Origin of the sequence: Leisingera sp. ANG-M6 (assembly GCF_000813905.1) — a bacterium.
Taxonomy (GTDB): domain Bacteria; phylum Pseudomonadota; class Alphaproteobacteria; order Rhodobacterales; family Rhodobacteraceae; genus Leisingera.
Genome location: NZ_JWLG01000017.1, coordinates 55,423 through 75,471 on the forward strand (window position 1 = coordinate 55,423; position 20,049 = coordinate 75,471).

A 20,049-nucleotide genomic window follows, 5' to 3' on the forward strand; every position below is an offset into this window, starting at 1 on the left:
AGAGCAGCCTTGTCGGCTGCTCAAATATTTTTGCCGCGGCGGAAGATTGGAGAAGCGCTGCAGTCAGCTGATTGCAAACGGGAATTCGGAAACGGCCAGGCCTGCCGCTGCCATCACTGCCAGCAGCAGCAGCATATTGCCGCGCACTGCCAGGGCCGCGAGCGGGGCAAGCAGAACCAGCACCACGGCCGGGGTGTTCATGCTGCTCCAGACAGGTGCGGGAATGTGCAGGATGCCGGCGTCGAAGGTTCTTGTTTCGGCAAAGGCGACATGGATCAAAAACCACACCGACAGGTTCAGAATGACACCGGCCACCGTGGCCGTTACCGCCTTCAGCGCCATCCCCAGCCGCGGGTGCGATGCGATGCGCTCCACATAGGGCGCAGCGGCAAAGATCCACAGGAAGCAGGGCATGAAGGTGGCCCAAAGCGCAACCGCGCCAGCGGCGAGGAACAGGCCGGAACCGCCCGCCTGCAGGCCTGACAGCATGGCAACGAATTGGGTGACCAGGATCAGCGGGCCGGGGGTGGTTTCCGCCAGCCCCAGCGCATCGATCATCTGGCCCGCGCTGATCCAGCCGAACTGGCTGACCACGGTCTGGCTGATATAGGCCAGCACTGCGTAGGCCCCGCCAAAGGTGACAACCGCCAGTTTTGAGAAGAACCAGCCGATGTCGGCCAGGAACGCTGCTCCGCCCAGGCTCAGGGCGATCAGCGGCAGCAGCCACAATGCGCCCCACACCAGGATGGCTTGTGCGGTACTGCCATTGCGTGCAGGCGGGTTCGGTGACGGTGCCGCCTTGTTCCCGTCCTTGCGCATCAGTCCCAGGCAGCCGGCGGTCAGAACAACCAGCGGAAACGGCAGGTTCAGCAAGAACAGCGCTGCAAACCCGAAACCCGCCAGAAACCAATCCAGAGGATGTTTCAACGCCTTTCCTGCAAGGCGGCGAAGCGCCTGGAGAATGATGACCACCACCGCCGCTTTTATGCCTAGAAACGCAGACTGAACCGCGGGCAGGGTGCCGTATTGTGCGTAGAGCCAGACCAGCGCTGCTATAACGGCCGCCCCTGGCAGCACGAACAAAAGGCCCGCCAGCAGCCCGCCGGCGGTGCCGTGCATCCGCCAGCCTGTATAGGTGGCCAGCTGCATCGCCTCCGGCCCTGGCAGCAGCATGCAAAAGGACAGACCGCGCAGGAAGCTTTCCTCGCTCAGCCAGGGCCTGTCTTCAACCAGTTCCTTGTGCATAACCGCAATCTGGGCCGCTGGGCCGCCAAAGCTGAGCACGCCAATGCGTCCGAAAACACGGAACATCTCCGTCCAGGAGGGCTGACTCATGATTTCCGGTCCGCGGGCCAGTCATGACCTTCGCCGCGCCCGTCGCGGGCCCAGCGGTATAGCGCGTCATACAATGTCATGCCTGCCTCAAGCTGCTGGTGGTCGTCTTTATACTGGCGCGACAGGCCCACCGAGACAGCCAAAAGCCCTGCCGCCTCCGGTGCCAGATCATGCCGGTTGGTGTCGGCGCCTCTCACAACGCAGGCCAGCGTGTCAAGCGCCGGGGTTCTGAGCCCGAATTCGTCCAGCATGGTGTCAAAGGTGCAAGACTCATTCCTGTGCGACCAGAAAACGCCCTCAACATCAAAAGGGGTGGCGCCGAAGCGTTCTGCCACGCCAGCAACTTCTGATGGCGCCACAAACAGGAAACGGGCCTGGGCGTCCACAAAGCGGCGGATCAGCCAGGGGCAGGCGATGCGGTCGATCTTGGGACGGTGGCGGGTCACCCACAGGGTGCTGCCGCCAAACGGCGCGGGCAGGGCGCTGGCGGGAATGCGCGGCGCGCCTTTGTGGCCGCGCCAGCCATACATGCCACCCTGCAGATACTCAGCCTCAATCCCGTCATTGCGCAGCCAGGCGGCAACGCCTTGCGACAGTTTCAGGCCTTTCTGGCAGATCACCACACAGGGCCTCCCGCCGAGGCGGGCCTTGAGGCTTTCGATTTCGGTATGGGGATGCCGGAAGGAACCGGGAATCAGAAAGGGATCTTCGGCAAAGTCTTCATCAGTGCAGATATCCGTAAGAACCGGCGCATTCGGCGTGCCGATCAGGCGCAAGAGCTGGGCAGGGGTGATTTCATTCGGGGCAGCCATGGGCATGTCTCCTCGCGAGCAAGGTTAACATGCGAACCTTGGGCTGTCGCCTCACGGGGCGTTCGCGTCTCTCCCCATGCATTCTTACAAGCGCGTTTGTGCCCCTCTTGTCAAGCAATTGCAGGCTGCGGCTACCGCAACCTTTCCCCGGTCATGCAAACCGCCATCGCTTCAGGCGGCAGCTGGCCAAGCTGTTCGAACATCCTGAAATAGTCCATGTTGGAATGCAGCTCTGCGATCTTTCCGTCCGCCACCCGTGCCATGACCTGCCCGGTGATCTGAAAGGCAGTTCCATCCTTGGGATCACTGGTGTCAACCAGCAGCCGGATGGATACCCAGTCCCGGGTTTCCATTGCATGGGTGAAGGCCACCTTCATGGGCCCCACGAGATTGCGCAGCGCCGCCACCACTTCGCCGTAGTCGCATTCCGGCTCGGCGAGGGCTGAGACCGCACCCGAGATCACTGTCTTTGCCGTCATCACCTCGTCAACTGCATCAAGGTTACCCTTGCACCAGACCTCCTGAAACCAGAAATGCAGAAGACTTGTCAGCGGCATGTCTGTGCAGCTATCCGGGTCGAACGGTGCCGCCATGTTCGGGTATCCCTCTGCAGAAGGCTGAGCCGGGCCGTCCGCCGGGGATGCCCGGCGCGGCGAAACGTGGAGTGTGCTGGCGGTTTTGGTCATGTTCACCCTTCGGGGGACCGGGTCCGGTTTACGGCGCGGCTGCATCCGGTTGCGTTAAACAAGCATAATATCCTGGGAATGGTAAAGTGCAGGTTTCTGTTGCCAGGTACCTGCGAACCCCGCCTTACGCGGCTAGGCGCAAGGACTTAGATTTCGATTCCTCGAACTGCTTACGCAGCCAGAGCAACCGGAGCACGATTGTCGTTTGCAATTGTACTGTTTGGGCCGGTACGGTGGCACCCCGCCGAGACAAAGCAAAACCCCTTTAGACGTCCGTCGATCCTGTTTCGGCCCCATGATCCTCAAACGAAGGATTTTGGTGGAGCCGCCGGGTACCGCCCCCGGGTCCGATCCGCTTATTACGAGCGCGTTTATGTCCATAGTTCCCGAAGGAACAGGAGTCATATAAGCGGCTTCTGCGCGGATGCAAAGGGGAGAACCGGAATCCTGCGAGGATTCCGGCCAGTTTTCCGGTGCGGAAAACTGGTGTCAGCCGAAACCGCAGCCCCCGAAAATCCTCGCAGGATTTTTGGCCGTTTCCCGCGCCGGGAAACGGCGGCGCTAAATCAGTCTGCGGATCGGGGCGCCGTTGCAGAAGATGATGACCTGCTCGCGGTTCTGCACCGCCTGAAACCCGCGGGCGCGCACCTCTGTCAGAAAGGCGTCCATCCCGGCATAGCGTTCAATGTCGCGGCGCTTGCGGCGGACCACACCGCCGTTCTGCACCGCCTTGCAGGCGAAGATATCGCGCAGCCAGATATCAGGGGAAAGGGCGGAACCGGGTTTGACCATGCCGGAAGTTTCCCGGTTCATGGTTAACAAACTCTTACCTCCTTGCCCGGGCCGCAAAGACATTGGCTGCCAGTTCGCGGGTTTCATCTTCCAGGTCCTGCAGGCCCGCAACTGCTGCGCCGCCATCGCCCGCCTCGATGGCATCGGCAATCCGGGTGTGAAGCCCGGTGATCACGGCGCGGTCGCGGGCGGTGAAGGTGATCATGTTCATCAGGGGTTGCATTGCCTCCACCGCGCCGGCCAGCTGATAGGACAATACCGGATTGCATGCCCCGTCCACCAGCGCCCGGTGAAAGGCCACGTCGGAGGCACAGAAGGCCACATCCGTCAGCCCTGGCTGGCCTTGGCGGAAAATCTCTGCCCGCATAGTCGCCAGATGGTCAGCGCTGCGGCGTGCGGCCGACAGCGGCGCGCAAGACCGCTCCAGCGCATAGCGCGCCTCGCAGGCGGTATCAAAGCTCACCTCATTCATACTCAGCAGCAGTGTCGATGTGGTGACCTGCTGCGCATAAGCGTCCTCAAAGCTAATACGATTCACAAAGGCACCGCCGGACGCCCCGCGCTGGGTGCGGATCAGCGATTGCGCCGCCAGCCGTTTCAGCGCTTCGCGCACCGTCGGGCGGGAGACCTGAAAATGATCCGACAACTCCGCCTCCGACGGCAGCCGCTCATCCACGATCAAGTCGCCGGAGATGATGGCATCCTTGATCGCCTGCGCTATCTGAACCGACAGATCGGCGGAACTGCTTGGGTCAATCTGCATACCCGGTGTCCTTGCAAAGTGCGGCCCGGATGCGGTCCGGGCAAGAAATCATTTGTCTGACATTTAAAAGTCTGACATTTAAAACCTAAGGCTTGAGTCGGGGGAGGGCAATGCCTGGATCCTCTGCACGCAGGCTTTTGCGGCAGTGGCTCTGCCGCACGCCGCCAATTTCCTGAAACGCTCAAACGGAGACTTGAGCATGGCAAGCATCTTCCCCTCCCGCCGCATCCGGCGCACGCCCTTTTCCCCCGGTGTCGAGGCCGCGGGCGTCAAGGGCTATACGGTCTACAACCACATGCTTCTGGCAACGGTGTTTGACAGCCTGGAATACGACTGCGCCCATCTGAAGGAGCATGTCCAGGTCTGGGACGTCGCCTGCGAGCGCCAGGTCAGCATTAAAGGTCCCGATGCGCTGCGGCTGATGAAGCTGATCAGCCCGCGCGATATGGACAAGATGGCAGACGACCAGTGCTACTATGTGCCGACAGTCGACCACAACGGCGGCATGCTGAACGATCCGGTGGCGGTGAAACTGGCCGCGGATCATTACTGGCTGTCGCTTGCCGACGGCGACCTGCTGCAATTTGCGCTGGGGATCGCCATCGCCAAAGGATTTGACGTGGAGATCACGGAGCCCGATGTTTCCCCGCTGGCGGTGCAGGGCCCGAAGGCGGATGACCTTATGGCCCGCGTCTTTGGCGAAGGCGTGCGTGATATCCGGTTCTTCCGCTACAAGCGGCTGGCTTTTCAGGGCGTTGAGCTGGTTGTGGCGCGCTCCGGCTGGTCCAAGCAGGGCGGATTCGAGGTTTATGTCGAAGGATCCGATCTGGGGATGCCTTTGTGGGATGCACTGTTTGCGGCAGGTGAAGACCTGAACGTGCGGGCAGGCTGCCCCAACGCCATTGAGCGGATCGAAAGCGGGCTGTTGAGCTATGGCAACGACATGACCCGTGCAAACACGCCCTATGAATGCGGGTTGGGCAAGTTCTGCAATTCTCCGGAGGAGTATATCGGCAAGTCCGCACTGTCAGAACAGGCGGCAAACGGCCCCGCCCGCCAGATCCGGCCGCTGGTGATCGGCGGGGAGATCCCGCCCTGCCTGGACGCCTGGCCGCTTTTTGCGGACGGACGCCGGGTCGGAGAGATTGGCTCGGCCATCTTCTCGCCTGAGTTCGGAGTGAACGCGGCCATCGGCATGGTGGACCGGTCTCATTGGGCGCCGGGCACTATGCTGGAGGTTGAGACCCCGGCAGGCATGCGGCCTGCAACAGTGCAGGAGAAATTCTGGCGCTGACGCTGAACACCGGGGGCGCTGCCCCCGCCGCGGCAGGCCGCGGCGCCCCCGGGATATATTGGGCCAGATGAACATTGGATCTGGTCCGCGGTACAGGAAAGGATGGCACGATGTTCAATGCACTGGTGGTGAACAAGGACGAAGACAGCGGCAAGACCTCTGCCGCGGTGGAGCAGATCAGCCTGGATCAGCTGCCCGAGGGCGAGGTGACCGTGGCCGTGGAATACTCCACCGTGAACTACAAGGACGGTCTGTGCATCGGGCCGGGCGGCGGGCTGGTGCGCAAGTACCCGCATGTGCCGGGCATCGACTTTGCCGGCACCGTCGAAGCGTCCTCAGATGACCGCTACAAACCGGGCGACAAGGTTGTGCTGACCGGCTGGCGCGTGGGCGAGGCCCATTGGGGTGGCTACAGCCAGAAAGCCAACGTACGCGCCGACTGGCTTGTGCCGCTGCCCGATGGTTTGGACAGCCGCCAGGCAATGGCCGTGGGCACCGCGGGGTTCACCGCAATGCTGGCGGTAATGGCACTAGAGGATCACGGGCTGGAACCCGGCCATGGCCCGGTGCTGGTGACAGGCGCGGCAGGCGGTGTCGGCTCTGTCGCCACCGCGATCCTGGCAAACCTGGGTTATGAGGTCGCCGGGGTCACCGGCCGTCCGGAAACCGCAGACTACCTGAAATCGCTGGGGGCAACGCAGATTGTTGCGCGGGAGGAGATCAACGAGACCACCAAGCGCCCGCTGGAGAGCGAATCCTGGGCAGGCTGCGTAGACGCGGTGGGCGGGGCTATGCTGGCCCGCGTGCTGGGGCAGATGAAATACGGCGCCTCGGTGGCTGCGGTCGGCCTGGCGGGCGGCGCGGCGCTGCCTGCGACCGTGATCCCCTTCCTGCTGCGCGGCGTGAACCTCTTGGGCATCGACTCGGTCATGCAGCCCTATGACAACCGCGTCCGTGCGTGGCAGCGCATCGCCAGCGACCTGCCGATGGACAAGCTGGAGGCGATGATCCAGCCCGCGGACCTCAGCGATTTGCCGCAATTGGGCGCGGACATCCTCAAGGGTCAGGTCAAGGGCCGGGTGGTGGTGGACGTCAACGCCTAAATCCTTATAATATCTTGCATCTGTCGGAAGACGCGCGGCGATGTCCGCGCGTTTTTCGTTTTGGGGCGCGGTATCGCCGCAGCCATAGGGGCAGAAATCCCGCCACGCCTGGCGGTTGCGTTCCTTGCCTCGCCCGGCGTGCTCTGGACCGTTGTGCCGGAGGCGCTTTAAAATTTACTCGAAAGGAAGGAGATCATGTTTTCCAAAATCATGGTGCCTGTCGATCTGGCCCATGCCGACCGTCTGAACAGGGCGCTGCAAATGGCATCGGATCTCGCGCATCTTTATAAGGCCGAAGTTGTTTTCGTGGGTGTCACCACGTCCCAGCCCAGCTCCGTGGCGCATAATCCGAAGGAGTTCGCAGCTAAACTAGACAGCTTTGCAACGGAACAGGCCGCCATACACAGCATCACCGCTTTGGGCCACGCTGTGGTCAGCCATGATCCCGCGGTTGATCTGGAGGCAACGCTGCTCAAGGCTTGCGATGATATTGGTGCCGGGCTGATAGTGATGGCAAGCCATGTTCCCGGCGTACGTGACTACCTGTTCCACGCCCACGGCGGCCGGGTAGCTGAAAAGGCGCCCGTTTCAGTGCTGGTCGTGCGCGAAAGCTGACTGGGTAAAATCCCTCAACCGTGCGAACCGAAATTTACCGGTTCAAGTTTACAGGGAAGGAGGCCGAAATGGCTGACGAAACCACCAATCAGGGTATCCCCGCCCCGGAGGGCGAAGCAGATATCATCGACACCGAATATGAGATCGGTCAGGACAATATCGAAACCCAGATCGGCCCGTTCGGGGTCGACATCCACAATCCGGTGTTCCTGGTGTCCGGCCTGGTCATTGTGGCCTTTGTGTTTTACGCGCTGGCGCTGCCGGAACAAGCCGGCGCCTTTTTTAACTGGCTGCGCCCAGCGGTCACCAGCAGTTTTGACTGGTTCTTCTTCGGCGCCGCCGACCTGTTTGTCCTGTTCTGCCTGTTTCTGATCGTCTCCCCCTGGGGCAAGGTCCGCCTGGGCGGCAATGAGGCCACACCGGATTACAACTACCTAGGCTGGTTCGCGATGCTGTTTGCCGCAGGCATGGGCATTGGCCTCATGTTCTATGGCGTCAGCGAACCGATGAGCCATTTCTCCACCGCTTTCGGCGGAACTGCTGTGCCAGAGGGCGGCGGCGCCCGCACCGACTGGGCGCCGCTGGGTGCTGCAGCGGGGGATGAGGCCGAGGCGGTGCGCCTGGGGATGGCCGCGACGATCTTCCATTGGGGGCTTCACCCCTGGGCAATATACGCCATTGTGGCGCTGGCCCTGGCTCTGTTCACCTATAACAAGGGACTGCCGCTCACGATCCGCTCTGCCTTTTACCCGATCTTCGGCGAGCGTGTCTGGGGCTGGACTGGCCACGTCATCGACATCCTGGCGGTTTTTGCCACGCTGTTCGGCCTTGCGACCTCGCTTGGCTTCGGTGCGACCCAGGCCAACGCAGGCCTGAATGAGCTGTTCGGCGTGCCGACCGGCGCCACCACCGAGGTGATCCTGATTACCGCTATTACCGCTGTTGCGCTGATCTCGGTGCTGCGCGGGCTGGACGGCGGTGTGAAGGTGCTGTCGGAGATCAACATGGGGCTGGCCTTCCTGCTGCTGATCTTCGTGCTGCTGGTTGGCCCGACCATGGCCATCCTGACAGGTTTTGCCGCCAGCCTGATGGCCTATGTCGAATATCTGCCGGCACTCTCCAACCCGATCGGGCGCGAGGATGTGAACTTCAGTCAGGGCTGGACCGCCTTCTACTGGGCCTGGTGGATCAGCTGGTCGCCGTTTGTGGGCATGTTCATCGCCCGGGTCAGCCGCGGCCGAACCGTGCGAGAGTTCGTGATCTGCGTGCTGCTGATCCCCAGCCTCGTCTGCGTCCTTTGGATGAGCGTCTTTGGCGGCACCGCCATTCACCAGGTGCTGTCTGACGGTTTCACCGGGGCGCAGGACGCGGCGCTTGAACTCAAACTGTTCAAGATGCTGGGTGAGCTGCCGCTGGCCGGCATCACCTCCTTTGTCGGCATCGTGCTGGTGGTGGTGTTCTTCGTGACCTCGTCGGACTCCGGTTCGCTGGTGATCGACACCATCACCGCTGGCGGCAAGGTCGACGCGCCGGTGCCGCAGCGGGTGTTCTGGTGCATCTTCGAGGGTGCCGTTGCCATCGTGCTGCTGCTCGGCGGCGGTCTTGGCGCGTTGCAGGCGATGGTGATCTCGACCGGGCTGCCGTTCACAGTGGTGCTTCTGCTGATGTGCTGGGCCATCTTCCGGGGCCTGCAGACCGAGGCACGCTGAGGCAGCTTGCCATGAATGACAGAACACCCCGGCAAACCTGCCGGGGTGTTCTCTTTGTCAGCTATTGTACTTGAAGAACCCGAGCGAGTTGCCGTCCGGATCAATGGCATAGAAAAACCGCCCGGGCGGGATCTCGATGGTTTCGGAGACCACCTTGCCGCCGGCATCCGTGATCCGCTCCATCACGTCTTCCAGTTCGCCTTCTGCAGTCAGATGCAGAGTTGGGCCGCGGCCGTCGCCTGCGGGTTTGCCGGGGTAGAGATGCAGTGCAACACCGGTTGTCTCATCAGCAGGCTTGAACATCGCAATCGGATTGGGTCCGCTGCTGTCGATGCTCAGATCGGCGCCGGTCACCTTGCTGTAAAACGTGACCGCTGCGTCCAGGTCGCTGACGGGCAGTTCGCCCCAGACCAGAAAATCTTTGGGAGTAAAGGCCATAATGTATCCTCCATGAGTTGATGCCGCCAGACTGCCATGCCCTGATGACAGTTTCCGGCATCAGCCTTGCCGCTTGACCGGACCTCAGCCGCTACGTTACGACCCTCGTGTCCTGCTATGGCTTTTCCGCCTTGCAGGGCTGCCTGCGATCCCTCAATCCTTGAGCGGGAGCGCGGCTCGGCTGGAAGACCTGCCATGTTCGGGGTGATCCCTGGCATGTGCCGGTCGCCCCCTGAACCGCAGCGATTGAGGAGACACGCGATGAGCGTTTTGGATATTGATTTCGTCCGGGCACAGTTCCCCGCCTTTGCAGAACCCAGCCTTGAAGGGCAGGCGTTCTTTGAAAATGCCGGCGGGTCCTACACCTGCCGCCATGTGATCGACCGGCTGAACCGGTTTTACACGCAGCGCAAGGTGCAGCCCTACGCGCCCTATGAGGCGTCCCGCCTGGGCGGCGAGGAAATGGACGAGGCCCGCACCCGTCTGGCCGCGCTGATGGGGGTCGCTACGGATGAGCTGAGCTTTGGCCCCTCGACCACCCAGAACACCTATGTGCTGGCGCAGGCCTTCCGCAAACTGATGAAGCCCGGAGAAGCCATCATCGTCACCAACCAGGACCATGAGGCCAATACCGGCCCCTGGCGGCGTCTGGCCGAGGAGGGGATCGAGGTTCGCGAATGGCAGCTGGACCCGCAGACCGGCCATCTGGACGTGGCGCAGCTGGAAAACCTCTTGGATGAAAACGTCCGCCTGGTCTGTTTCCCGCATTGCTCCAACGTGGTGGGGGAGATCAACCCGGTGGCAGAGATCACCGCAATGGCCCATGCTGCGGGTGCCTTTGTCTGCGTTGATGGTGTCTCCTATGCGCCGCACGGGCTGCCGAACGTGGATGAACTGGGCGCCGACATCTACCTGTTCTCCTCCTACAAGACCTACGGGCCGCATCAGGGCGTCATGGTGATCCGCCGGGCGCTGGGCGAGCTGCTGCCGAACCAGGCGCATTACTTCAACGCAGGCGACCTCTACAAACGCTTCACTCCGGCCGGCCCTGACCACGCCCAGGTGGCGGCTTCGGCCGGTATGGCGGATTATTTCGAGGCGCTGGCGGTGCATCACGGCCACAGCGGCAGCGCTGCGGAGACCGGTGCCTTTGTCCACGACCTGATGCGCGCGCATGAAATCAAGCTGCTGCAGCCGCTGCTGGACGCAGTGAAGGACCGCAACGATCTGCGCCTGCTGGGACCGTCCACCGCCGAAAACCGCGCGCCCACTGTGGCCTTGGCCCTCAGCCGTGCAGCAGAGCCGGTTGCGGCCCAGCTGGCAGAAAACGGCATCATGGCAGGCGGTGGCGATTTCTACGCCGTGCGCGCGCTGGAAGCGATGGGGGTGGATCCAAGCGAGGGCGTGCTGCGTATCAGCTTTACCCACTACACGTCCGAGGCAGAGGTCGCCAAACTGACCGAGGCCTTGGACCGGGTGCTGTAACAGGAACCACATAAGGACGAAGACATGAGCAGCCGTGCCCCGGTCATTTGGTGGATCAGGCGGGACCTCCGCCTGGCAGACAATCCGGCCCTTACGGCTGCCGTGAACAGCGGCGCCCCGGTGCTGCCCGTCTATATCCTCGACGAACAGGAGGCGGCGCTGGGCGCCGCCCCCAAGTTCCGGCTTGGCCTCGGGCTGGAGTGCTTTGCCAGGGCGCTGGAAAAGGCCGGATCGCGCCTGATCCTGCGCCGCGGTTCTGCACTTGCGGTGCTGCGGGAGCTGGCCGAAGAAACCGGGGCAGGGGCGGTGCATTGGTCCCGCCTCTATGACCCGCAGGCGATTGCCCGCGACACGGAAGTCAAGACGCAGCTCAAGAAGCAGGGTGTCGAGGCCAAATCCCACGGCGGGCGGCTGCTGTTCGAACCCTGGACCGTCGAAACCAAGACCGGCGGCATGTACAAGGTCTTCACCCCGTTCTGGAAATCCGTGCGGGTGCGCGATGTCTCCAGCCTGCTGCCTGCGCCGGGAAAGCTGCCCGCGCCGGACACGTGGCCCGCCAGTGAGAACCTCACTGCGTGGAACATGGGTGCCGCCATGCGCCGCGGTGCCGATGTGGTGGCCCGCTATTGCCGGGTGGGTGAGGCAGCAGCGCAGGACCGCCTGGACGAATTCCTGCAAGACAAGGTGTCCGCCTACAATGACCGCCGCGACTTTCCGGGCGAAGATGCAACCTCCGGCCTGTCGGAAAACCTCGCCTGGGGGGAAATCAGCCCGCACCGTTTGTGGCACCGGGGCCGGGCAGCGATGGAACAGGCGAGCCAGGGGGCTGAGACCTTCCTGAAAGAGGTGGTCTGGCGCGAGTTTGCTTATCACCTGATGTACCATTCGCCGCATATCCTGACAGCCAGCTGGCGCGAAGAGTGGCAGGATTTCCCGTGGTCGCAGGAGGTTACGCCCGAAGTGCAGGCCTGGCAGCGTGGCCAGACCGGATACGGCTTTGTCGATGCGGCCATGCGGGAGCTCTATGTGACAGGCAAGATGCACAACCGCGCCCGCATGATCGTCGCAAGTTTCCTGACCAAGCATTTGATGTCGCATTGGAAAATAGGCATGGAGTGGTTCGCGGACACGCTGGTGGACTGGGACCCGGCCTCCAACGCCATGGGCTGGCAATGGGTAGCTGGCTCCGGCCCCGATGCGGCACCTTTCTTCCGCGTGTTCAACCCATCGGGCCAGCTGGACAAATTCGACGCCTCCGGCGCCTACACCAGCCGCTGGATCGCTGAAGGCCAGCGCAACCCGCCGCAGACGGCGCTGGATTTCTTTGCAGCCGCTCCGCGGTCCTGGGACCTCTCACCGGAGATGGCGCGGGTAGAGCCAATCATCAGCCTGCAGGCTGGCCGGGACCGCGCGCTCACGGCTTATCACGACAATCGTGACAGCCGCTAACACACAGTTTTCTTGCCTCAAAGCCCCCTCCGGCCTAGCTTTTTCCCTGTAGCACGCCCGTATCCTGTACAGGGGGAAGCGAATGAAGCTCACGTCCGTTGAGGGCCAGAAAGACCTGCCGCGCTATTTTCCGGCAGTGTTTGCCAAAGTGAAGGCCATGGAGGTTGGGCAGCTGGATATCCAGCTGCCGGACGGGCGCATTTTCACCGCCAAGGGCCGGAACCCAGGTCCGGCTGCAGACCTGATCATCCACCATCCCGACTGTTTTGCCCGCCTGATCCGTGAGGGCGACCTGGGATTCTCCGACGCATATCTGGAGGGCTGGTGGAGCACCACGGACCTGCAGGCCTTTATGGACCTGGTGCATATGGGCGCGGATACCGTCTATGACGGGTTCCCGGGTCAGGGGCTGGCGCGGGCTTACGAACGTTTCCGCTTCTGGCTGCACCGCAACCACAAGCGCCAGGCGAAGAAGAACATTTCCTATCACTATGACCTGGGCAATGATTTCTACCGGCTGTGGCTGGATGACACGATGACCTATTCCAGCGCCCTGTTCCGCAGCGGCCAGGACAGCCTGGAGGCGGCGCAAACCGCAAAATACGCCTCGCTGGTGGATCAGATGGGGGTGCAGCCTGGCGACCACGTGCTGGAGGTCGGCTGCGGCTGGGGCGGTTTTGCCGAATACGCCGCCAGGGAACGCGGGTTGAAGGTGACCGGCCTGACAATCAGTAAGGAACAGTTAAGGTTTGCCCGGCAGCGCATTGAAAATGCGGGATTGTCTGGCCAAGTGGAGCTGCGCCTGCAGGACTACCGCGACTGCCGCGGCCAATTCGACGGCATCGCCTCGATCGAGATGTTCGAGGCGGTGGGGGAGAAATACTGGCCTGCTTACTTCGGTGCCATCCGCGACCGGCTGAAACCCGGCGGCAAGGCCACCCTGCAGATTATTACCGTCGCCGACCGCAGATGGGAGATTTACCGCAAGGGGGTTGATTTCATCCAGAAACACATCTTCCCCGGCGGCATGCTGCCATCCCCGGCTGTGCTGCGCGGTCAGGTGGAAAGGGCGGGCCTTGGAGTTGTGAAGTCAATTGAATTCGGCAACAGCTATGATCTGACGCTCAGACGCTGGCACGAGACTTTCAATGCCCGCTGGGAGCAGATCGCAGGCCTGGGGTTTGATGAGCGTTTCCACAAGATGTGGAACTTTTACCTCACTTCCTGCGCGGCTGCCTTTAAGACTGGAAATTGCGACGTGACGCAGATTACAGTTGCTCATCGCTGACTGATCTCGTGCCACGGAACCTGACCACACATGCCCACCGGAGCCCGCCTGACTGCCGCTTTGTCCCTGGCTTTACTGGCGTTTCTCGTTTCCTTCCTGGTCATGCCGCAAATGCCAGAGGGCACGGATTTCGGATACTTCGTTCATGTGAATGTGCTGCTGGGCCTGCTGTGCGGCTGGATATTCATGGGCCGGCGGGCAGGGGGTGGCCTGGTGCCCGCTATCAACAATGGCCTAACTGGTATGGCAGTGATGGTGCTGTGGGCCCTGTTCGTTCAGGGCACCTGGGAAATGTTCCGCCTTGCCATGCGGCACCGCTATGACGGCCCGTTTGAAGCCTTGTCGGCCATTTTCGTGATTGCGCTGGAATACTTCTTTGTTATCGCTGTGCCGTCAGTGCTGATTCCGCTGGTGGTCGGCGGCGTTCTTGCTGGCCTCGCCACTGAAAACGCTTCCCGCCGCTGGCGCTGAAATCTTTATCTAACAATAGGTTACTAATCGTGGCTGATCTGTTTTTCTTTGGCACGCTGCGCCATATCCCTTTGCTTGAGCTGGTTTTGGGCCGCAGCGGGGACGCCCTGAATGCGCAATCCGCGAAACTGCCCGGTCACGGTGTGTATCAGGTGGCCGGGCAGCCGTTTCCCGCAATCGAGGAGCGCGATGGCGCTATCGCGGATGGTGTTCTGGTGCAGGGGCTGTCACCTGCCGACTTGGACGCGCTCAACTTTTACGAAGGCGGCTTTGGCTATGCCCTGAAGCCTGTCACCGTGCAGCTGGCAGATGGCAAATCTGCCGGGGCGGAGGTGTATTTTCCAGAGCCTGGCCTGTGGCAGACAGCCGAGCCTTGGGACCTGGCTGCATGGGTGGCTCAGTGGGGCGCGCTGTCTTTGCGCGCAGCAGAAGAAGTCATGGCCTATCACGGCAGGATGAGCGCCGAAGAGGTGGCCCGCTGCTTCCCTTCCGTCCGCCGCCGGGCCGCTGCCTGGCTGGCCGGGCAGGCCCGGCCCGGCGACGGGGAGCACGACCTGTCCCGCGACGTGATCGTGCACAACCATAAACGCGCCTATCTGAACTTCTTCGCGACGGAGGAGATGGACCTTCAATTCCGCCGGTTCGATGGCAGCATGAGCCCGGTGATGAACCGCTGCGCCTCCATGGCGGGCCACGCAGCGGTGGTATTGCCCTACGACCCGGTGCGTGACCAGGTTCTGCTGGTGGAACAATTCCGCGCACCGCCCTTCATCATGGGCGACGCGCACCCCTGGATGTGGGAGCCGGTTGCCGGGGTGATCGACCCGGGCGAAACGGCTGAGGAAACCGCGGTGCGCGAAGCGGTGGAGGAGGCGGGCGTTACAGTCCAGCATCTGGAAACCGTTGCGCGGGGCTACCCATCCAGCGGGGCGCTAGCGGAATATATCCATATTTTCATAGGTATATCCGACCTTTCTGATGTCTCGGGCGGCGGCGGCGTTGCGGGCGAGGGCGAGGATATCCGCAGCCGGATCCTCGGTTATGATGAATTGATGGCGGGGATTGACGCGCAGGCCTATCAGGACATGCCGCTGATGACGGCTGCGCTGTGGCTGTCACGGCACCGTGAACGGCTGCGCAAAGGCAATAGCTGACCCGCTTCCCGCCTTGTGATCGACGGACCGCTTGGATACACCATGGGGGAACGATCGAAAGGGATACCATGCGCATTGCACGCGATCTGGCTGATGCCGTCGGCCATACACCTCTTATCCGCCTGAACCGCGTCAGCGAAGAGACCGGCTGCGAGATCCTGGGCAAGGCGGAATTCATGAACCCGGGCCAGTCGGTCAAGGACCGCGCCGCGCTCTACATCATCCGCGACGCCATCGCCCGCGGTGATCTGAAGCCGGGCGGCACCATTGTCGAAGGCACCGCCGGCAACACCGGTATTGGCCTCGCGCTGGTCGGCGCTTCGATGGGCTTCAAGACGGTGATTGTGATCCCGGAAACCCAGTCCGAGGAAAAGAAGGACATGCTGCGCCTGGCGGGCGCCCAGCTGGTCCAGGTGCCCGCGGCGCCCTACAAGAACCCCAACAACTACGTCCGCTATTCCCAGCGTCTGGCGGAAAAACTGGCCAAGACCGAACCCAATGGCGCGATCTGGGCCAATCAGTTCGACAACGTCGCCAACCGCCAGGCCCATGTGGAAACCACCGGCCCGGAAATCTGGGAACAGACCGGCGGTAAGGTTGATGGTTTCGTCAGCGCCGTGGGCTCCGGCGGCACCATCGCGGGCGTGGCCGAAGCGCTGCAGCCCAAGGGCGTGAAAATCGCGCTGGCCGACCCGATGGGCGCGGCGCTCTTTTCTTATTATACCAAGGGAGAGCTGGCCTCCGAAGGCAGCTCCATCACCGAGGGCATCGGCCAGGGCCGTATCACCAAGAACCTCGAAGGCTTCACCCCGGACTTCAGCTATCAGATTTCCGATGCCGAAGCGGTGCCTTACGTCTTTGACCTGCTGCACGACGAAGGCCTGGTGCTGGGCGGCTCCACCGCGATCAACATCGCCGGTGCGGTGCGCATGGCCAAGGATATGGGGCCGGGCAAGACCATTGTCACCGTGCTTTGCGACTACGGCACCCGTTACCAGTCGAAGCTGTTCAACCCGGACTTCCTGCGTGAAAAGAACCTGCCGGTGCCGGAGTGGATGACCCACACACCCGCCTCGATCCCCGGTGTTTTTGAGGACGTATGACACCCATTCTGACCGCATTGCGGACTGCATTGCTGGGGCTGGCCTTTGCGGCCGGCCTCGCTTTGCCTGCGCTGGCCCAGTTCACGGCTGAATCCCGCGCCTATTACCAGGACTGGCTCAAGACCGCGAGCCGCGCGGAAGAGGTGATTGACGCCAGCCGCGCCTCCAGCGCCGCATTTGAGATGCTGCGCAAGGAGCTGACCAGCTACCGCCAGCGGTTCCTGGAAGGGCGCACCAAGAACGCCGATCGCATCCGGACGCTTCAGGGACAGCTCAGCGCCCTTGGCAAGGCGCCGGAAGAGGGCGAGAGCGAGCCGGAAGATATCGCCCGGCTGCGTGCCACGCTGGAAACACAGCTGCGCGACCTCGAAGTGCCGCGCATCGTTTCCGAGGAGGCCTACAGCCGCGCCAACGGCCTGATCTCCGAAATCGACAAGATCATCCGCGAGCGCCGCACCCGCAAGCTGCTGGAGCGCGGCCCCTCGCCGCTGAACCCCGAACACTGGCCCGGCGCCCTGCGCACGCTCAGCCGGTCGGTCAGCTCCATCTGGAATGAAACCGCCTCCAGGATCGGCAGCGCCACCACCGCCGAGCGGGTCAGCAACAGCCTGCCGGCACTGCTATTGCTGCTGGCAATTGCGGCATTTCTGCTGCTGCGCGGACGTCCCTGGGCCCATGCGGCGGGCGACTACCTGCGCCAGTTCGGCAGCAGCGGCCGCGGCGTCTGGGGCTTTATCGTGTCCCTGCTCGAAGTCATCCTGCCCTTCATCGGCATCATCTGCCTGGCCGCCGCGGTGGAACTGTCGGGCATCCTCGGCAGCCGCGGTTCGCTGCTGCTGGATTACGTCCCGGGCTGGGCACTGCTGATCCTGTCGTTCCACTGGCTGGGCAACCAGCTGTTCTCCAGCCGGCTCGAAAATGATCTGGTGCCGGTGCAGGAGGGGCGGCTCAATGAAACCCGGCTGATGGTGGATATCCTGGCGGTGATCCTGGTGCTTCAGGACGCGCTGGTGAATCTGGAGAATATCGAAACCATTCCCACCTCCGTCCATGCAGTTGCCAGCTTCCCGCTGATCACGGCGGCGGCGCTGGTGATGCTGCGGCTGCACCGCATCGGCGCCAAACGGCGCCAGAAGCAAACTTCGGACGCCGAAGAGGATGGTGCCATCGCTGCCGGGGCCAACCGCATTCTTACACTGGTGCGCCGCGCCTCCTATCTGCTGGGGTTCATTTCACCGCTGCTGGCTGCGCTTGGCTATGTGAATGCCGCCGAGGCGCTGATCTACCCGGCGGTTTCCACACTGGCACTGCTGGCCGCGCTGCTGGTGTTCCAGCGGTTCCTGGGCGATCTCTACGGCTGGCTGTCGGGCAAGGGGTCCGAGGCGCGGGATTCTCTCTTTGCGGTGATGATCGGTTTCCTGCTGGCCGCTCTGGCACTGCCGCTTCTGGCGCTGATCTGGGGCGCGCGGGTGGCGGATATGACCGAACTGTGGTCGCGCTTCCTTGAAGGTTTCCAGATCGGTGATACCCGTATATCGCCCACCGCCTTCCTGACCTTTGCCGTGGTCTTTGCCGCCGGTTACGCGCTGACCCGGCTGATCCAGGGGTCCTTGCGCAACTCACTGCTGCCCAAGACCAAGATCGACCCGGGCGGCCAGAACGCCATCACCTCGGGCCTCGGCTATGTCGGCATCTTCCTGTCGGCGGTGATCGCCATTTCCATGGCCGGCCTCGACCTGTCCTCCCTCGCCATCGTTGCCGGTGCGCTGTCGGTTGGCATCGGTTTCGGCTTGCAGACCATCGTCTCCAACTTCGTCTCCGGCATCATCCTGCTGATTGAGCGTCCCATTTCCAAGGGCGACTGGATCGAGGTTGGCGGCCTGATGGGCTATGTGCGCGACATTTCCGTGCGTTCAACCCGGATTGAGACCTTTGACCGCTCTGACGTGATCGTGCCGAACTCGGACCTGATCAGCGGGACCGTCACCAATTACACCCGCGGCAATACCGTGGGCCGGGTGATCGTGCCGGTCGGCGTTGCCTATGGCACCGACCCCCGCAAAGTCGAGGCCATTCTTACCGAGATTGCCAAGGCGCATCCGATGGTGCTGCTCAATCCGGCGCCCTATGTGGTGTTCCAGGGCTTCGGCGCTGACAGCATTGATTTCGAAATCCGGGCGATCCTGCGCGATGTGAACTGGGTGCTGTCGGTGAAATCCGACATGAACTATGAAATCTCCAAGCGGTTCCAGGAGGAGGGGATCGAGATCCCCTTCATGCAGCGCGACATCTGGATCCGCAATCCAGAGGCGCTGACGCCGTCCAAGCCGTCCGCTGCGGGGCAGCCTGCGGCGGCCTCCGCTTCCGCTCCGCCCAAGCCGGATCTGGATGATCTGCAGCAGGACGCAGGAGATGATGCTGATTCCGATGGAGATGCCGATGCCGACAAGTGAACCGCTGTTCCGCAAGGATGCCTATGCCCGGATGACCGAGGCGGAGGTGCTGGCCCATTCCGACCAGGGCGGGATCGTTTTGGACCGGACCTTGTTCTATGCCACCGGCGGCGGCCAGCCCGGTGACAGCGGCCAGCTCCTGTGGGCGGACGGCCAATGCTCCATCGCAACCACGGTCAAGGGCGAGGATGGCGCGATTATTCTGGTTCCGCATGAAGATGAGGTGCTGCCTGCCGTGGGCACCACCGTGACCCAGACGCTCGACTGGGACCGCCGCTATGGCCACATGCGGATCCACACGGCGCTGCATCTCCTGTCCGTGGTGATTCCGCTGGAAGTGACTGGCGGCTCGATCGGCGCAGAAAAGGGGCGGCTTGACTTCAACATGCCGGAGGCGCCGGAGGACAAGCAGGCGCTGCAGGACCAGCTTCAGGCGCTGATCGACCGCGATCTCGCAGTGACAGAGGACTGGATCACCGACGCCGAACTGGATGCCAACCCGCAGCTGGTCAAGACCATGTCGGTCTCGCCGCCGCGCGGGGCAGGGCAGGTGCGTCTGGTGCGGATCGGCACGGAAGACGAACAGATCGACCTGCAGCCCTGCGGCGGCACCCATGTGAAGCGCACCGGCGAAATCGGCCGCATCCGCCTTGGAAAGGTTGAGAAAAAGGGCAAACAGAACCGCCGCGTGTACCTGCATCTGGAGGCCTGAAAAAGTTTTGGGGGTAAGTGAAGTTTTTGCAGTTTCAGCCCTTGCAATTCCCCGGCTGATCCTTCAAAAGCCCCCTCAACGGAGAGGTGGCCGAGTGGTCGAAGGCGCACGCCTGGAAAGTGTGTAGGCGGGAAACCGTCTCCAGGGTTCGAATCCCTGTCTCTCCGCCATAATCCCAAAATGGCACCCGGATATGCGCTGCGACGCACGCTGTGCGCCCGCGCACTGCGCTTTGCGGACTGTATCCGGTTTAAATAAATTCCCCGGCAATATCTTCTTGCGCCCCAGGCTGCAGCAGCTGGCCGTTTTACCTGTTTGATTCGTGTGCCGCGGAGGCATGTTTTGCTGAAACGCGAAACAAAGCAGTGCGATTTCCGTGATTGTTCG

General features: G+C 62.5%; 18 protein-coding genes, 1 tRNA gene and 1 other RNA gene. 13 read left to right on the plus strand and 7 right to left on the minus strand.

The annotated features are described in order from the left end of the window. Positions 1-63: 63 nt before the first annotated feature. From chrA to RA24_RS15390, 6 genes are all read right to left on the minus strand, one after another. The gene (chrA, locus tag RA24_RS15370) at positions 64-1,335 is read right to left on the minus strand and encodes a chromate efflux transporter (RefSeq protein WP_039192701.1); all 1,272 of its coding nucleotides are present in this window, start codon (positions 1,333-1,335) and stop codon (positions 64-66) included. Then, on the minus strand, positions 1,332-2,147 hold the full coding sequence (locus tag RA24_RS15375; RefSeq protein WP_039192704.1) for a chromate resistance protein ChrB domain-containing protein: 816 nt from the start codon (positions 2,145-2,147) through the stop codon (positions 1,332-1,334). Before RA24_RS15375 ends, chrA begins: the two co-directional genes overlap by 4 nt. A 131-nt stretch (positions 2,148-2,278) precedes the next feature. Then, positions 2,279-2,704, minus strand: coding sequence for a nuclear transport factor 2 family protein (locus tag RA24_RS15380; RefSeq protein WP_039146462.1), 426 nt, complete (start codon positions 2,702-2,704; stop codon positions 2,279-2,281). A gap of 214 nt (positions 2,705-2,918) precedes the next feature. Continuing rightward, positions 2,919-3,268, minus strand: a transfer-messenger RNA (tmRNA) gene (gene ssrA, locus RA24_RS22035). Positions 3,269-3,394: 126 nt separating this feature from the next. Then, positions 3,395-3,646 carry a hypothetical protein gene (locus RA24_RS15385; RefSeq protein ID WP_019297478.1) on the minus strand — a complete coding sequence of 84 codons (252 nt, stop codon included), beginning with the start codon at positions 3,644-3,646 and terminating at the stop codon, positions 3,395-3,397. A gap of 13 nt (positions 3,647-3,659) precedes the next feature. Then, positions 3,660-4,388, minus strand: coding sequence for a FadR/GntR family transcriptional regulator (locus tag RA24_RS15390; RefSeq protein WP_039145701.1), 729 nt, complete (start codon positions 4,386-4,388; stop codon positions 3,660-3,662). A gap of 199 nt (positions 4,389-4,587) precedes the next feature. On the opposite strand from RA24_RS15390, the gene RA24_RS15395 reads away from it, so the two are divergent. From RA24_RS15395 to RA24_RS15410, 4 genes are all read left to right on the plus strand, one after another. Continuing rightward, on the plus strand, positions 4,588-5,682 hold the full coding sequence (locus RA24_RS15395; RefSeq protein ID WP_039192706.1) for a dimethylsulfoniopropionate demethylase: 1,095 nt from the start codon (positions 4,588-4,590) through the stop codon (positions 5,680-5,682). 110 nt (positions 5,683-5,792) lie between these two features. Further along, the gene (acuI, locus tag RA24_RS15400; RefSeq protein ID WP_039170876.1) at positions 5,793-6,785 is read left to right on the plus strand and encodes an acryloyl-CoA reductase; all 993 of its coding nucleotides are present in this window, start codon (positions 5,793-5,795) and stop codon (positions 6,783-6,785) included. 195 nt (positions 6,786-6,980) lie between these two features. After that, positions 6,981-7,400 carry a universal stress protein gene (locus RA24_RS15405; RefSeq protein WP_039192710.1) on the plus strand — a complete coding sequence of 140 codons (420 nt, stop codon included), beginning with the start codon at positions 6,981-6,983 and terminating at the stop codon, positions 7,398-7,400. Positions 7,401-7,468: 68 nt separating this feature from the next. Next, on the plus strand, positions 7,469-9,109 hold the full coding sequence (locus tag RA24_RS15410; RefSeq protein WP_039145705.1) for a BCCT family transporter: 1,641 nt from the start codon (positions 7,469-7,471) through the stop codon (positions 9,107-9,109). A gap of 57 nt (positions 9,110-9,166) precedes the next feature. On the opposite strand, the gene RA24_RS15415 is transcribed toward RA24_RS15410, so the two are convergent. Continuing rightward, a complete protein-coding gene (locus RA24_RS15415; protein WP_039170883.1) occupies positions 9,167-9,547 on the minus strand; it encodes a VOC family protein in 381 nt (126 codons plus the stop codon). A 261-nt stretch (positions 9,548-9,808) separates the two neighbouring features. Between RA24_RS15415 and RA24_RS15420 the strand changes: the two genes are divergently transcribed. The 9 genes from RA24_RS15420 to RA24_RS15460 all read left to right on the plus strand — a co-directional run bounded on the left by RA24_RS15420 (position 9,809) and on the right by RA24_RS15460 (position 19,832). Beyond that, positions 9,809-11,032: an aminotransferase class V-fold PLP-dependent enzyme gene (locus RA24_RS15420; protein WP_039192712.1), complete on the plus strand. Its 1,224-nt coding sequence runs from the start codon at positions 9,809-9,811 to the stop codon at positions 11,030-11,032. A 24-nt stretch (positions 11,033-11,056) separates the two neighbouring features. Next, positions 11,057-12,481 (plus strand): cryptochrome/photolyase family protein, encoded by a 1,425-nt coding sequence (locus RA24_RS15425; protein ID WP_039192715.1) that lies wholly within the window; start codon positions 11,057-11,059, stop codon positions 12,479-12,481. Between the two features lie 82 nt (positions 12,482-12,563). After that, positions 12,564-13,769, plus strand: coding sequence for an SAM-dependent methyltransferase (locus RA24_RS15430; RefSeq protein WP_039192718.1), 1,206 nt, complete (start codon positions 12,564-12,566; stop codon positions 13,767-13,769). Positions 13,770-13,799: 30 nt separating this feature from the next. Then, positions 13,800-14,240 (plus strand): TrgA family protein, encoded by a 441-nt coding sequence (locus tag RA24_RS15435; protein WP_019297488.1) that lies wholly within the window; start codon positions 13,800-13,802, stop codon positions 14,238-14,240. Positions 14,241-14,269: 29 nt separating this feature from the next. Then, positions 14,270-15,394, plus strand: coding sequence for an NUDIX domain-containing protein (locus tag RA24_RS15440; protein ID WP_039145715.1), 1,125 nt, complete (start codon positions 14,270-14,272; stop codon positions 15,392-15,394). Positions 15,395-15,462: 68 nt separating this feature from the next. Next, positions 15,463-16,497 (plus strand): cysteine synthase A, encoded by a 1,035-nt coding sequence (locus RA24_RS15445; RefSeq protein ID WP_019297490.1) that lies wholly within the window; start codon positions 15,463-15,465, stop codon positions 16,495-16,497. After that, positions 16,494-18,950, plus strand: a complete 2,457-nt coding sequence (locus tag RA24_RS15450) for a DUF3772 domain-containing protein (RefSeq protein WP_019297491.1) — start codon at positions 16,494-16,496, stop codon at positions 18,948-18,950. The genes RA24_RS15445 and RA24_RS15450 overlap by 4 nt, the downstream gene beginning before the upstream one ends. Next, the gene (locus RA24_RS15455; RefSeq protein WP_193747139.1) at positions 18,910-19,662 is read left to right on the plus strand and encodes an alanyl-tRNA editing protein; all 753 of its coding nucleotides are present in this window, start codon (positions 18,910-18,912) and stop codon (positions 19,660-19,662) included. Before RA24_RS15450 ends, RA24_RS15455 begins: the two co-directional genes overlap by 41 nt. Before the next feature lie 80 nt (positions 19,663-19,742). After that, positions 19,743-19,832, plus strand: a tRNA-Ser gene (locus RA24_RS15460). Positions 19,833-20,049: the final 217 nt, after the last annotated feature.

What these genes read in the sequence shown, in the direction of transcription:
- chrA (WP_039192701.1), bottom strand. Translation starts at nt 1,335, where the DNA reads ATGAGTCAGCCCTCCTGGACGGAGATGTTCCGTGTTTTCGGACGCATT.
- RA24_RS15375 (WP_039192704.1), bottom strand. Translation starts at nt 2,147, where the DNA reads ATGGCTGCCCCGAATGAAATCACCCCTGCCCAGCTCTTGCGCCTGATC.
- RA24_RS15380 (WP_039146462.1), bottom strand. Translation starts at nt 2,704, where the DNA reads ATGCCGCTGACAAGTCTTCTGCATTTCTGGTTTCAGGAGGTCTGGTGC.
- RA24_RS15385 (WP_019297478.1), bottom strand. Translation starts at nt 3,646, where the DNA reads ATGAACCGGGAAACTTCCGGCATGGTCAAACCCGGTTCCGCCCTTTCC.
- RA24_RS15390 (WP_039145701.1), bottom strand. Translation starts at nt 4,388, where the DNA reads ATGCAGATTGACCCAAGCAGTTCCGCCGATCTGTCGGTTCAGATAGCG.
- RA24_RS15395 (WP_039192706.1), top strand. Translation starts at nt 4,588, where the DNA reads ATGGCAAGCATCTTCCCCTCCCGCCGCATCCGGCGCACGCCCTTTTCC.
- acuI (WP_039170876.1), top strand. Translation starts at nt 5,793, where the DNA reads ATGTTCAATGCACTGGTGGTGAACAAGGACGAAGACAGCGGCAAGACC.
- RA24_RS15405 (WP_039192710.1), top strand. Translation starts at nt 6,981, where the DNA reads ATGTTTTCCAAAATCATGGTGCCTGTCGATCTGGCCCATGCCGACCGT.
- RA24_RS15410 (WP_039145705.1), top strand. Translation starts at nt 7,469, where the DNA reads ATGGCTGACGAAACCACCAATCAGGGTATCCCCGCCCCGGAGGGCGAA.
- RA24_RS15415 (WP_039170883.1), bottom strand. Translation starts at nt 9,547, where the DNA reads ATGGCCTTTACTCCCAAAGATTTTCTGGTCTGGGGCGAACTGCCCGTC.
- RA24_RS15420 (WP_039192712.1), top strand. Translation starts at nt 9,809, where the DNA reads ATGAGCGTTTTGGATATTGATTTCGTCCGGGCACAGTTCCCCGCCTTT.
- RA24_RS15425 (WP_039192715.1), top strand. Translation starts at nt 11,057, where the DNA reads ATGAGCAGCCGTGCCCCGGTCATTTGGTGGATCAGGCGGGACCTCCGC.
- RA24_RS15430 (WP_039192718.1), top strand. Translation starts at nt 12,564, where the DNA reads ATGAAGCTCACGTCCGTTGAGGGCCAGAAAGACCTGCCGCGCTATTTT.
- RA24_RS15435 (WP_019297488.1), top strand. Translation starts at nt 13,800, where the DNA reads ATGCCCACCGGAGCCCGCCTGACTGCCGCTTTGTCCCTGGCTTTACTG.
- RA24_RS15445 (WP_019297490.1), top strand. Translation starts at nt 15,463, where the DNA reads ATGCGCATTGCACGCGATCTGGCTGATGCCGTCGGCCATACACCTCTT.
- RA24_RS15450 (WP_019297491.1), top strand. Translation starts at nt 16,494, where the DNA reads ATGACACCCATTCTGACCGCATTGCGGACTGCATTGCTGGGGCTGGCC.
- RA24_RS15455 (WP_193747139.1), top strand. Translation starts at nt 18,910, where the DNA reads ATGATGCTGATTCCGATGGAGATGCCGATGCCGACAAGTGAACCGCTG.